This window comes from Rhodococcus sp. A14 (assembly GCF_011603105.1).
In the GTDB taxonomy this organism is placed as follows: Bacteria; Actinomycetota; Actinomycetes; order Mycobacteriales; family Mycobacteriaceae; genus Rhodococcus_F; species Rhodococcus_F opacus.
In genome coordinates, this window is record NZ_JAAOQS010000015.1 from 81384 (window position 1) to 94316 (window position 12933).

Here is a 12933-nt window from a genome sequence, read left to right on the forward strand (position 1 = left end):
TGTCCGGCCTCGGGGTCACGCGTACCGCGATATGCTCGATGACGAGCGAAGAGGTGGTGGAATGACCGATATTGACCCGCTCGCCACCCAGCGTGAGTCGGTGTCGAAAACACTCGCAACCGAGCTGTCCGCGGTCGGTCTCGAGGATGCCAGGGAGATCGGGCACGGTGGGTTCGGGGTGGTCTATCGGTGTGCCCAACCGGAACTCGATCGAACCGTGGCGGTCAAGGTCCTCACCGCGGCGCTCGATGCCGAGAACCTCGAACGGTTCCTGCGGGAGCAGCGCGCCATGGGCCGGCTGAGCGGCCACCCGCACATCGTCAACATCATGCAGGTCGGGACGACCGACGCCGGCCGGCCGTACATCGTGATGCAGTTCCATCCCCACGACTCGCTGGACGCGCAGATCCGCAGGCGCGGGCCCATCCCCTGGAGCGACGCCCTGCGTATCGGGGTGAAACTTGCCGGTGCACTCGAAACCGCGCACCGGGTGGGCATCCTGCACCGAGACGTCAAACCGGGAAACATCCTGCTGACGGAGTACGGCGAACCGCAGCTCACCGATTTCGGGATCGCGCGGATGTCGGGGGCGTTCGAGACGACGGCGGGCACCGTCACCGGCTCCCCCGCATTTACCGCTCCCGAGGTGCTGTCGGGGCGGACCCCGACCGCCGCCTCCGACGTGTACAGCCTCGGTGCGACCCTGTTCAGCGCGATCACCGGGCACGCGGCCTTCGAACGGCACAACGGCGAGGAGGTGATCGCGCAGTTCCTGCGGATCACCACCCAGCCTGTCCCGGACCTGCGGACGGAGGGTTTCCCCGAGGACCTCAGCGCCGTGATCCAGCGGGCGATGTCCGGTAAACCGCAGGATCGCCCCGCGTCCGCCGCCGCGTTCGGGGACGAACTGCGGGAGGTCGAACGCCACCACGGACTGGCCGTGGACGAGATGGCGATGCCCGTCGACGCCGGGGTCCACCACGTCGAGGACGCCTCGCCCGGGGCCGTCTCGACCGTCTCCGGTCCGTTCCGGACCTCCACGACGGGACGGGCCCGATATGCGTCGACGCCGCCGCCCGCACCGGCCACCCGGTTCCGGCCGCCCGCCGCGACCCGTCAGCTCGTCGAGCGGAACCGGCTGATCGACCTGCTGCGGGCCGGACGCCGACGCCTGCTGACCGTGATCCACGGCCCCACTGGATTCGGCAAGAGCACCCTGGCCGCCCAGTGGCGGAACGTCCTTGCCGACGAGGGCGTGGCCGTCGCGTGGCTCACCGTCGACAGCGACGACGACAACGTGGTCTGGTTCGTCGCGCACCTCATCGAGGCGATCCGCCGCGTGCGTCCCAACCTGGCCAAGGAACTCGGCCAGGTCCTCGAAGAGCACGACGACGAAGCCGAACGCTACGTGCTCACCTCGCTCGTCAACCAGATCCACGAGAGCGGCGAACGGATCGCCCTGATCATCGACGACTGGCAGCGCGTGTCCGAGCCCGCGACGATCGCCGCCCTGGAGTTCCTCCTCGACAACGGGTGTCACCACCTGCAGGTCGTGGTGACGAGCCGGACCAGGGCCGGGTTGCCGATGAGCCGCATGCGCGTCAAGGACGAACTCGTCGAAATCGACTACTCCGAACTGCGTTTCGACGATTCCGAGGCCCGGTCGTTCCTCGTCGACCTCGGCGGCCTGCCCCTCGACAGCGAGGACGTCACCGAGCTCCGCGACTCCACCGACGGGTGGGTGGCGGCTCTCCAACTGGCGTCGTTGTCGCTGCGCGGGCGAGCGGATCCCTCCGAGCTGATCGCCGGACTGTCCGGCCGCCACCACGCGATCGGCGAATTTCTCGCCGAGAACGTCCTCGACACCCTCGAACCCGAGATGCTCGACTTCCTGCTGGCCACCTCGATCACTGAACGCACGTGCGGCAGTCTCGCCGGCGCCCTCGCACACACCGCGCGTGGGCAGGCGATGCTCGAGGCCGCCGAGGACCGGGACCTGTTCCTGCGCCATATCGACGACGAGCGAACGTGGTTCCGCTACCACACCCTGTTCGCCGAGTTCCTGCGCCGCCGGCTCGAACGCGACCAACCCGACCGGATCCGGGAACTGCACCGCGTCGCGTCCCGCTGGTTCTGCGACCACAGCCTGCTCCGCGAGGCCGTCGACCACGCCATCGCCGGCGGCGAAGAGCAACGCGCCGTGGAACTCGTCGAAGCGGACGGACTGATACTGCTCGAGCAGTCCCAGGCGGCGACGTTGTCGGCGGTGGTCGACAAGCTGCCGCCGGCTCTGGTCGCCACGAGCGCCCGGCTGCAGGTCACGACGGCGTGGGCGCACGCGATGGCGAACCGGACCATGGCCGCCGAACGCGCGCTCGAGCGAGCCGAATGGGCACTCGACCACAGCGGCGCGAGCGCGAGCGACACGGCGGATCTGCGGGCGGAGGCGGGCGTCGTCCGTGCGGTGGCGGAACTGCGCAACGACCGCAGCGGCCGGATCGACGAACTCGCCGCCGACTGCCTGGCGCGGCCGGAGTCCATGTCCCCGTGGGTGGTGTGCGCCGCGTTCAACGTCACGACGTTCGCCGCCGTGTACCGCTTCGACTTCGCGGAGGTGCGCCGGATCCAGGAGGTCGCGCGACCCTTCTACGAACGGAACAAGGGTCCGCACAACGTCGTTCACGGCCAGAGCTATCTAGGTGTCGCGTCGTACGAGCAGCTCGACATCGACGACGCCGTCGACCGGTTCCGGCGGGCCCGGCGAGCCGGACGGAAACTGGGCGGGCCGCGAGCGCCGTCCGCCCGGCTGGCAGGGTCGCTGCTCGGGGAGGTGCTCTACGAACGCGGGGACGTCGAAGAAGCCGAACGTCTCCTCGACGACGGATACACCCTCGCCGTCGAGACCGGTGGGGTGGACTTCAAGGTCGCCCGCTTCGTGACCGGCGCTCACGTCAAGGCGCTGCGGGGTGACCGCGAGGAGGCGACGACACGCCTGCACGCCGGACTCGAGGTGGCCGAGACCTACTCCCTCGCCCGGCTGCGCGCCCGCATCGAGAACGAACGTCGCCGGCTCGGCATTGCCCCACACCCCACCCTGCACGTCCCCGAACCGGTTCGATACGAGGACCGGCGACGCCCCGTGTCGGGCATCGACGAGATCGTCGCGCAGGTCGAGGAGACCACCGCGATCCGGATGCTGCTCGCCACAGGGGCGCGCGAGAACATCGAGCTGGCGTGCACCTGGGCGCAGGAGTGGACCGATCGACTGGCCGGCACCGGCCGCAACCGCGCCTACCTGCTGGCCGAGCGCCTCCGGGTGGCGTGCCTCGCCGCCGCGGGCCGCGACGACGAGGCGAAGCAGACCCTCGCCTCCATCGCCTCGATCTGCGCGGCACGCGGACTCCACCGCGTGCTTCCCGACGGCGGACCCCTCGTCGTCGCCCTGGTCGCGGATCTCCGGGCAGATCAGTTGGCCGGCAACTGGCGGCCGGAGTGGCCGACGGTGCCCGCCGACTTTCTCGAGGAGCTACAGAACGCGACCGCTCCGTACACGATGTGACCGGCGGTCAGGACGGAGTGGGCGCCTCCTCCAGGATCAGTCCCGCGGCGCGCAGGTCATCCCAGAATTCGGCCGGGATCGGGTGTTCGAGCCAGGCCGCGTTCTGCCGCAACTGCGCGCAGTTCCGTGCGCCCAGCAGAAGTTCCCGCACCGCCGGATGCGCGGCCGCGAACTGAATCGAGGCGGCCGCCAACGGAACCCGATGACGCTCGCAGTGCTTCTCGATGTCGCGCACCCGGCTCAGCACCTCGTCGGGTGCGGGCTGATAGTTGAACTTGGCGCCGGGCACCGCGCCGGTGGCCAGGATGCCCGAATTGAACACACCGCCGAGGACGATCGCAACGTCGCGCTCCACCGCGAGCGGCAGCAGGTCCTTCACCGGATCCTGCTCGAGCAGGGTGTATCTTCCCGCGAGGAGGACGCAGTCGAGATCGACGCGTTCGAGGGCGTCGACGACGACGTCGGCCTCGTTGACCCCGACTCCGATCGCCCGGACCACGCCCTCCTCCCGCAACCGGATCAGCGCGGGGAACGCACCCTCGAGCGCTTCCGCGAACCGCGCGGGCTGGGCGTCGCCATGCGTGTACCGGTCGACGTCGTGCACGTAGAGGATGTCGAATCTGTCCTGGCACATGCGCTGCAGGCTGTCGTCCACCTGCCGCAGGACCGCGTCGTACGAGTAGTCGAAGTCGGCCCGGAACGGCGGGGTGTCCACCCAGATTCCGGTGTCGAACGACCCACGGCGCGCGGGCGTCAACGTGCGCCCCACCTTCGTGGACAACACGTAGTCGTCGCGGTCCCTCGTCAGCAGTGCATGGCCCACCCGGTGCTCGGACAGCCCGTGCCCGTACATGGGTGCGGTGTCGAACGAACGCACCCCCATGTCCCACGCCTCGGCGATCTGCGCCTGCGCCTCCGCCTCGGGGACCGGCCGGAAGATGTTGCCGATGGGCGCACCGCCGTACCCGAGCAGGGTCACGTCGAACCCTGCGCGCCCGAACGTCCGAGTATCGTTCACCTTCATGGATTCTCGCTTCCGTTGCCGAGGAACAGGGCGCTCGGGTCGCGCATCACGGCGTCCATCTCGCGAAGGCACACGACCGTGATCGCCGCCACGACCAGCTCCGAATAGAACTGGTCGTGGAACCACTTGTCGCCGCTGTACGCCACGACCAGCCCGCCCTCGCCCACCGCGCTGCCACCCCACTTGGTCCAACCGTGCTGGTACAGGTAGGGATGCAGCTGCTGAACGGCGTGCGACGGCAGGCCGGTGGTCCAGCTGATCCGAGCCTTCGACTCGGCAATCACGTCGTACGGCCCGGCCCAGTCCTTCTTCTCACCCCAGCTACAGCGGAAGACGACGGGCAACTCCGCGTCGGCGGTTGGGGCGACGCCTGGCCGGAGCACGACGAGATGCCCCGGAGATCCGTGGGAGAGGATCTCGATCGACGGCCGCGCCAGCTCGACGGCCTCCCGAGCCACGTCCTCGGTCAGTCCGGAAAAATTGGTCATCCGGTCATCCTTCCCCACGGATCAGATCGATCGCCTTCTCGGCGATCATCACCGTGGGAGCCTGGGTGTTGGAACTGACGATGCGCGGCATGACGGACGAGTCGACCACCCGCAGACCCTCGATGCCCATCACCTTCAGTTCCGGTGAGACGACGGCGTCGTCGCCGACACCCATCGCGCACGTGCCGACCGGGTGGTACGAGGTGCGGCCGTACGCGCGAACGAACTTCACGTAGTCGTCCTTCGTGTTCACCGACAGACCACCGGCCAGATGTTCCGCCTTGATGTGCCGCGCCATCGACGACTGCGCCATGATCTCGCGGCTCTGCCGGAGCCCCTCGATGCTCGACTCCAGGTCGAAGTCGGTGGCGAGGAAGTTCGGGTCGATCAGCGGCTGGGCGGTGGGATCGTTCGACCTGATCTTCACCGAGCCGCGGCTCTCCGGCCGCAGTGAGTACGAGTTCAGGGTGCAGCCGTAGCCGGGACGGACCGCGGCGACACCGGCCTCGACGCCGGCGGCGGGCAGGAAGTGGAACTGCAGATCCGGAATCGACTCCGCCGCGTGCCCGAAACTGAACCCACCGGCCTCGACGACGGTCGACGCCAGCGGGCCCCGCCGGAAGGCCGCGTACTCGAGTCCCGCCTTCGCCGTGGCCGGACGCATCAGGTTCAGTCGGTCGAGGCTCTGGTATTCACGGAGTTCGTAGATGACGTCGAGATCGCAGTGGTCGTGCAGGTTCCGGCCGACACCGGGAAGGGCATGGGCCACCTCGACATTCGCGTCGCGAAGGTCGTCGGGATGACCGATCCCCGACAGCTGCAGGATCTTGGGTGATCCGAACGCGCCCGCCGCGACCAGCACCTCGCGGGACGCACGGAACGTCTCCACACCGTGCGGGGTGAGCACCTCGATCCCGGTGGCGCGTCCGCCGTCGAGCAGCACCCGCGACACGGCGACGTTCTCCCGGACCGTCAGGTTGGGCCGCTTCCTGGCGGGTGCGAGGTACGCGACCGCGGCGCTGCACCGGCGGGCGTTCTTCGTGGTCGTCTGATAGAGGCCGACACCGTACTGGTGCTCGCCGTTGAAGTCGCCGTTGAACGGCAGCCCGAATTCCTGACCCGCCTGGACGAACGACTTCGACAGCGGATGAGGGTTGACGGGATCGGAGACGCCGAGCGGCCCGTCGGTGCCGTGGTACGGCGCCGACAGCCGTTCGTTGTCCTCGGACCGGAGGAAGTACTTCTGGATCTCCTCGAACGACCATCCCGCGCAGCCGTATTTCAGCGCCCACTCGTCGTAGTCCTCGTGCGCGCCACGGGTGAACACCTGAGCGTTGATCGAGCCGCCACCGCCGATGACCTTGCCCTGGGCGAGGGGGATGACCCGGTCGTTGCAGTGTTTCTGCGGGACGCTCGAGAATCCCCAGTCGTACTTGCTCGCAGTGAGTTTCGCGAAGCCCGCCGGCACGTGGATGAACGGATGCCGGTCGTTGCCGCCGGCCTCGAGCAGGAGGACCCGGACCGTCGGATCCTCGGTCAGCCGTCCGGCCAGCACGCAGCCCGCGGTGCCGCCGCCCGCGATGACGTAGTCGTAGGTGGCACTCATCGGTTGCCTCCGGTCCAGTTCGGGAACACGCGCTGACGTGGTCCGGTGCGGATCTGAATGGTCTTGACGTCGGTGAACTCGTCGAAGCCGGCCTGCCCCATCTCGCGGCCGAACCCGCTCTGCTTCATGCCGCCGGCAGGCAGCTGCGGGGCGCCGTCGATGGTGGTGTTCACCCACACGCGGCCGCTGCGCATCTCCTTCGCCACCCGCAGCGCCTTGTCGATGTTCTTGGTCCAGATCGAGCCGGCGAGTCCGTATTCCGTGGCGTTGGCGAGCCGGATGGCGTGGTCGACGTCGCTGAACCGGGTGACGGTGAGCACGGGTCCGAAGATCTCCTCCTGGAAGGCGGCGGACTCCTCGGCCACGCCGTCGAGGATCGTGGGAGCGACGAAATGCCCGCTCCCCCAGTTCTCTCCGCACAGCCGGTCACCGCCGGTCAGGACGGTCGCACCGTCCCGCCGTGCCGCGTCGATGTGCCCGAGCACCTTCTCGAGGTGGCCGGCGTCGATCATCGGACCCAGTTCGCTGGCGTCGTCGAGCGGTCCGCCCACCCTGATACGGCCGGCGGCCTCGACGAGGCCGGCGAGGAAGGCGTCCGCGATCGAGTCCTGGACCAGGAGCCGGGCACCCGACACGCAGCACTCACCCTGATTGAAGAACACACCGAACAGGACGCCGTCGAGTGCGTCGTCGAGGTCGGCGTCGTCGAACACGACGCTGGCGGCCTTGCCACCCAGTTCCATCGACAGTCGCTTGAGGCTGCCCGCCGAGGCCTCCACGATGCGCTTGCCGGTGGCGGTGCTCCCGGTGAACGACAGGATGTCGACCAGGCTGCTCTCCGCGAGCGGGGCACCGACCTCGGTCCCCGCGCCCGTCACCACGTTCACCACGCCGTCGGGAACCCCGGCCTCGGTGAGCAACCGGGCCAGCTCGACGGCGGTGCCGGATGTGAACTCGGACGGCTTCACCACCGCCGTGCAGCCCGCGCCGAGCGCGAACGGCAGCTTCTGCGCGAGCAGGAGCAGCGGGAAGTTCCACGGGATGATCATGCCGACCACGCCGGCGGGTTCCCGGACCACCATGGCGGTGCAGTCGTCGCCGAGCGCCGTGTGCGCCTCACCGTGCATCGTCATGGCCAGCGCCGCGGCGTACTCGAACAACTCGATGCTCGCCCCGACGTCGCCGCGGGCCAGAGTGATCGGTTTGCCCGACTCCTCCGCGTCGATCCGGGCGAGTCGTTCCTCGTGTTCGCGCGTCAGCCCCGCGCAGCGCAGCAGCGCTCGGCCGCGTTCCATCGCGGTCCAGTGCGGCCACTCGCCGTCGTCGAAGGCCTCCCGCGCGACCGCGACGGCCAGGGCCGCGTCGGCGCGGGTGCCCGCGGTGAACGTGGCGACGACGCGGCCGTCGGCCGGGCTGACCCGTTCGATGATGTTCTCCGACGGCGGCACGCTGCGCCCGCCGATGAAGTGTCCGTAGCTGCGGATCTGTGTTGCTTCGACTGTCGACATCTTTGGCAGTTCCTCGTCAGTGTTCGTGGATCAGGACACCACGCAGGTTGAGCCCCGCGTGCATGTCCACGTATGCGTCGTTGACCTGGTCCAGGCTGTAGCGCCGGGTGATCAGTTCGTCCAGCTTCAGTCGTCCCGACTTGTAGTAGTCCAGCAGGGCCGGGATGTCCCGGGTGGGGTTGCAGTTGCCGAACAGGACTCCGCGCAGATGCTTGGCGTAGACCACCAGTTCGAGCGGGCTGATCGGGATCCCGGGTTCGTTCTGGCCGATCGACACGACGGCGACGGTTCCCTCCTTGCGGACGGCGCCGAACGCGTCGGCGATCAGTTGTCCGTCCACCACGCCGACGGTGACGACGGCGCTGTCGGCGCCCTGCCCGTTGGTGACCGAGCGGACGAACGGCATGGCCTCGTCGATCGACGCGTACGCCTTGGTGGCGCCGAGTTCGAGTGCTCGTTCGCGTTTGAACGCGACCGGGTCGACCGCGACGACGTGCGCGGCACCGGCGTGGTGGGCGCCCTGCACCGCGTTGATTCCCACACCGCCGACCCCGACGACCAGCGTCGTGTCCCGGGGACGGACACCCGCGCCGTTCACGGCGGAGCCCCACCCGGTGGCGACCCCGCACGAGACGAGGCAGGCCACGTCGAACGGGATGTCGTCGTCGATCTTGACGGCCTGGGCCTGCGAGGTGACGAGGTAGTTCGCGAACGTGCCGAGGCGCTGCATGGCGCCGATCGGCCGCCCTGACTGCGTGGCGAACCGCGCCGTCCCGTCGAGCATGAAACCAGCCTCCATACCGGCCCCCGTGTCGCAGATATATTGCATCCCCTGCGCGCACCAGGCGCAAGTTCCGCAGGCCGGGAGGTAGGCGGTGGCGACGTGATCGCCGACGGCGAGCCGGGTGACACCGGGCCCGACCGCGTCGATCACACCGGCACCCTCGTGTCCGCCGACCAGCGGCAGCGTATTGGGAATGTCACCGGTGACGAGGTGATCGTCGGAGTGACACAGTCCGGACGCCATCACCTTGATCCGCACCTCGCCGGGACCGGGCTCCGCGAGGACGAGGTCGTCGACCTCCCACTTGCCGCCCACTTCGTGAATCACCGCACCGCGTGCCGTCGTACTCATCGTTCTCCTTCGAATCTCACACTGACACAGAGTCTTACTTGATGATCGAGAGCCGGCCGCGGTCGAGGGTCACGGCGACCGCGACGATGACGACCGCGCCGTACACGATCTGCTGGAAACTGGGGTCGATGCCGGCCACCGAGCCGCCGACCCGGAGAACGGTGACCACCAGGGCGCCGACGAGCACCCGCCACGCTCCGCCGATTCCACCGGTGATGGCGCAGCCACCGACCAGCACGGCCGCGATGGCGGGCAGGAGCAGCGAATCCGCGAGTTGCGGTGCGGCGCTCTGCTGCTGGGCCGACAGTACGACACCGGCCGCGCCCGCGAAGAATCCGGACAGGGCGAATGCGCCGATCCGGACGATCCGGGTTCGGACGCCGCTCATCATCGCGGCCTTCTCCCCCAGGCCGACGAGGTGGAAGACGTTGCCCCGCGGCGAGAACCGCATCGCGCAGAATACCGCGGCGACCGCCGCCACTGCGGCCCACACCGCCATGGGGAGACCGAGCATCGTCCACGAACTGAGCCAGAAGATCGCGTCGTAGCCTTCGCTGATGTAGATGGTGGTCGACCCGGACGCCACGAGCGCGACCGCACCCCAGAACCCCAGCGCCCCGAGCGAGACGACGAACGACGGGACCTGACCGAACACGATCAGCAGACCGGTCAGCGCACCGATCAGAGTGAGCGCCACGAGGGTGACGACGACGGCGAGGGGACCGAGGGAGCCGATCACCGTCGCCAGGATCACCGTGGCGAGCGACGCCAGTGCCGCCACCGACAGGTCGATGCCGCCGGTGAGGATGACGAACATCTGGCCCAGCCCGAGCAGCAGAATCGGGACCGCCTGCGCCGAGACCACCGCGAGGGCGTTCATCGACAGGAAGTTCGGTTCGGCGAGCGCGACGAGCAGGACGAGCGCGACCAGCACGACCGACGGGCCTGCCAGCCGCAACCGGTCCCGCGTCGTCCGGGACACCGCCTGCGCCGCGCCCTCGGGTGCGCGCATCTCGGTGGAAGTCCTCTCGGCGGAAGTGTTTGTTGCCACGGCGATCACATCATCTTCTCGAGGAGTTGGAGTTTGCTGGGCGGGTTTCCGGGTGGCGAGTCGAACGCGCCGGTGATCTCGCCGTCCCGCATCACGATCACGCGGTGGCCGAGGCCGATCGCCTCGTCCAGGGTGTCGGCGAGCACCAGAATCGCCACTCCCCTGTCGGAGAGGTCGCGGAAGACGGCGTAGAGGTCTTCTTTCGCACCGATGTCGAGGCCGCGGGTGGGGTGGTCGAGAACCAGTACCTTCAGTCCGTCGCCCAGGATCCACTTGGCCACCACGGCCTTCTGCTGGTTGCCGCCCGACAGTCGCGCGATGTCGGCGTCGGGGTCCGCGGGCCGGATGCCGAGTTTCTCGATCCAGCCGCGGGCGGTCTCCTCCACCCGGGCACCCGAGGAGATCCGGCCACCGCCTGCCTTCACCGGATGCACCGTCGCGATGTTCTGCGCGACGGTCGCGCCCGCGATCATGCCTTCGACGCGACGCTCGGCGGGAACGTATGCGACACCGGACCGCACGGCGTCCGCCGGTGATCCGGGGGCCGACCGCTGTCCGTCGATCTCGACGGCTCCGGAGTCGATGGGGACGGCGCCGAAGACGGCGCGGGCCACCTCCTCGCGGCCGGAGTCGACCACGCCCACCACCGACACGATCTCGCCGGCGTGGACGTCCAGCGACACGTCCTTCGCCTTGCCGCCGCAGGTGAGGTTGCGGACCGACAGAGTCGGCGTGCCCGTCCGGGGAACGGCCTGCTTGCGCTCCGACGAGTAGATCTCCTCGGCCGCGCCCTTACCTATCATCAGCTGGTACAGCTCGGATTCGGTTGCCGCCGAGGCGATCCGCTCACCGACCACCTTGCCGTCGCGCAGCACGTACACACGGTCGGAGAAGCGGAGGACCTCGTCGAGACGGTGGGAGACGAAGATGACGGAACCACGCTCCTTGAGGGCGGTGACCCGGCGATGGAGCACCTCGACGTCCTCGGGTTCGAGCACCGACGTCGGCTCGTCGAGGATGAGCAGCGGCGGGTGTTCCACCTTCCTGCCGCCGACGGCCCGAGCCACCTCCACCATCTGGCGCTGGGCGAACCCGAGCGTCTCGGTCAGCGCGCCCGGGTCGACCGTCGACTCCACCACCGACAACATTTCCTGGGCGCGGTCCCTGATCTTCCGTCGGCGGAGGAACCCGGCGCGGGCGGTGTCACCCTCGTGTCCGAGGATCAGGTTCTGGCCGACGGTGAGGTTCGGGAGCAGCGACTGCTCCTGGTGCACCACCCCGATCCCGTGGTCGGCGGCGTCGGCGGGGCTTCCGAAGCTCACGTCGCGCCCGCCCAGCACCATCCGTCCGCCGTCCTGGCGGTGGACTCCCGCGAGGATCTTGAGCAGCGTCGACTTTCCGGCGCCGTTCTCGCCGATCAGCCCCACGACCTCGTTCGGAGCGATGGACAGGCTCACGTCGTCGAGGACGGTGTTGGGTCCGAATTTCTTCGTGACATTGCGGAGTTCCAGGAGAGATGTCATTTCACGACCCTCAATCGACTGCGGGCGGGCCACCCGGTGGCGATCACCGCGACCACGATGATGAGACCTTGCGCGCCCTGCTGGATGTACGGGCTGGCGCCCGACAGGAGAAGTCCGTTGCCGAGGACCACGAGGAGCAGCACACCCACGAGGGAATGCAGGGGTCCGCCGCGACCGCCGCTCAGCAGGGTGCCTCCGACGACCACCGCGGACAGGGTGAGGAAGAGGCTTCCCGATCCGACGCTCACGTCGCCGACGCCGAGCCGGATGGTGGCCAGCACTCCGCCGAGCCCGGACAGCAGTCCGGCCACGGCGAACAGGATGATCTTGGTGCGCCCGACCGGGACGCCCGCCAGGCGGCTGGTCGCCTCGTCGCCGCCGATCGCGTAGGTGTGCATGCCGAGCCGGGTTCCCTTGCACAGCAGCACTGTCACGGCCACGGCGGCGAGCGCGAACACCACGACGACGGGAAGCCCGAGCCAGTGGCCGCCGGCCCAGGCCGCGAGCGACGGGTCGGCGAGCTGAGGGGTGGCGGTGCCGAAGAGCACGGTGGCGACACCGAGACCGACGAACCAGGTACCCAGTGTGACGAGGAAGGACGGCACCCGGACGACGACGTGCAGCACGCCGTTGACCACTCCGAAGAGCAGACCGACCCCCAGCGCCAGCAGGACCGCGAGGAGTCCCAGGTCGTTGCCGTTGACGCTGTTCGCTGCGAGCAGGACGAACGTCAGCCCGCTGGCCGCCATCACGCCCTCGATCGACAGGTCCACGCCGCCCACCAGGACCACCAGCGTGGCGCCCATCGCGAGGACCACGGGAATCGCGGCCTGCTCCACGATCGCCATCGCGTTGCTGGCAGTCGCGAAGCCGGGAGCCAGCGCGGCGAAGACGGCGCACAGTCCCAGCAGGGCGGCGAGCGGGCCGGCGGTGGAGAGCAGCCGGCGCACGCGTGGTCTTGTGCTGCGCACGGGCGCAACAGGTTCTGCGGGGGTCGTCACCTCCCCGGTCACTTCAGTCGTCGACATCGTCACTCCTT

General features: G+C 69.0%; 9 protein-coding genes. 1 reads left to right on the forward strand and 8 read right to left on the reverse strand.

Features of this window, described 5'->3' with window-relative positions:
• Nucleotides 1–61 precede the first annotated feature (61 nt).
• Nucleotides 62–3559 (forward strand): serine/threonine-protein kinase, encoded by a 3498-nt coding sequence (locus G9373_RS11315; RefSeq protein ID WP_167115155.1) that lies wholly within the window; start codon nt 62–64, stop codon nt 3557–3559.
• Between the two features lie 7 nt (nt 3560–3566).
• On the opposite strand, the gene G9373_RS11320 is transcribed toward G9373_RS11315, so the two are convergent.
• The 8 genes from G9373_RS11320 to G9373_RS11355 are packed head-to-tail and all read right to left on the reverse strand — an operon-like array spanning nt 3567 to nt 12922.
• Nucleotides 3567–4583, reverse strand: coding sequence for an aldo/keto reductase (locus tag G9373_RS11320; RefSeq protein ID WP_005569672.1), 1017 nt, complete (start codon nt 4581–4583; stop codon nt 3567–3569).
• Nucleotides 4580–5071 carry a hypothetical protein gene (locus tag G9373_RS11325; protein ID WP_167115158.1) on the reverse strand — a complete coding sequence of 164 codons (492 nt, stop codon included), beginning with the start codon at nt 5069–5071 and terminating at the stop codon, nt 4580–4582. The genes G9373_RS11320 and G9373_RS11325 overlap by 4 nt, the downstream gene beginning before the upstream one ends.
• A gap of 4 nt (nt 5072–5075) precedes the next feature.
• Nucleotides 5076–6677, reverse strand: coding sequence for a GMC family oxidoreductase N-terminal domain-containing protein (locus tag G9373_RS11330; protein WP_005569676.1), 1602 nt, complete (start codon nt 6675–6677; stop codon nt 5076–5078).
• Nucleotides 6674–8185, reverse strand: a complete 1512-nt coding sequence (locus G9373_RS11335; protein WP_167115161.1) for an aldehyde dehydrogenase family protein — start codon at nt 8183–8185, stop codon at nt 6674–6676. Before G9373_RS11335 ends, G9373_RS11330 begins: the two co-directional genes overlap by 4 nt.
• Nucleotides 8186–8201: 16 nt before the next feature.
• Nucleotides 8202–9320 carry a Zn-dependent alcohol dehydrogenase gene (locus tag G9373_RS11340; protein ID WP_167115164.1) on the reverse strand — a complete coding sequence of 373 codons (1119 nt, stop codon included), beginning with the start codon at nt 9318–9320 and terminating at the stop codon, nt 8202–8204.
• Nucleotides 9321–9354: 34 nt separating this feature from the next.
• Nucleotides 9355–10332 carry an ABC transporter permease gene (locus G9373_RS11345; RefSeq protein WP_043791324.1) on the reverse strand — a complete coding sequence of 326 codons (978 nt, stop codon included), beginning with the start codon at nt 10330–10332 and terminating at the stop codon, nt 9355–9357.
• Nucleotides 10333–10376: 44 nt separating this feature from the next.
• Nucleotides 10377–11894 carry a sugar ABC transporter ATP-binding protein gene (locus tag G9373_RS11350; RefSeq protein WP_167115167.1) on the reverse strand — a complete coding sequence of 506 codons (1518 nt, stop codon included), beginning with the start codon at nt 11892–11894 and terminating at the stop codon, nt 10377–10379.
• Nucleotides 11891–12922, reverse strand: coding sequence for an ABC transporter permease (locus G9373_RS11355; RefSeq protein WP_043791326.1), 1032 nt, complete (start codon nt 12920–12922; stop codon nt 11891–11893). The genes G9373_RS11350 and G9373_RS11355 overlap by 4 nt, the downstream gene beginning before the upstream one ends.
• Between the last annotated feature and the right edge of the window lie 11 nt (nt 12923–12933).

Bases quoted from the DNA above. Each gene is read 5' to 3' on its own strand.
- G9373_RS11315 (WP_167115155.1), top strand. From the start codon at position 62: ATGACCGATATTGACCCGCTCGCCACCCAGCGTGAGTCGGTGTCGAAA.
- G9373_RS11320 (WP_005569672.1), bottom strand. From the start codon at position 4,583: ATGAAGGTGAACGATACTCGGACGTTCGGGCGCGCAGGGTTCGACGTG.
- G9373_RS11325 (WP_167115158.1), bottom strand. From the start codon at position 5,071: ATGACCAATTTTTCCGGACTGACCGAGGACGTGGCTCGGGAGGCCGTC.
- G9373_RS11330 (WP_005569676.1), bottom strand. From the start codon at position 6,677: ATGAGTGCCACCTACGACTACGTCATCGCGGGCGGCGGCACCGCGGGC.
- G9373_RS11335 (WP_167115161.1), bottom strand. From the start codon at position 8,185: ATGTCGACAGTCGAAGCAACACAGATCCGCAGCTACGGACACTTCATC.
- G9373_RS11340 (WP_167115164.1), bottom strand. From the start codon at position 9,320: ATGAGTACGACGGCACGCGGTGCGGTGATTCACGAAGTGGGCGGCAAG.
- G9373_RS11345 (WP_043791324.1), bottom strand. From the start codon at position 10,332: ATGCGCGCACCCGAGGGCGCGGCGCAGGCGGTGTCCCGGACGACGCGG.
- G9373_RS11350 (WP_167115167.1), bottom strand. From the start codon at position 11,894: ATGACATCTCTCCTGGAACTCCGCAATGTCACGAAGAAATTCGGACCC.
- G9373_RS11355 (WP_043791326.1), bottom strand. From the start codon at position 12,922: ATGTCGACGACTGAAGTGACCGGGGAGGTGACGACCCCCGCAGAACCT.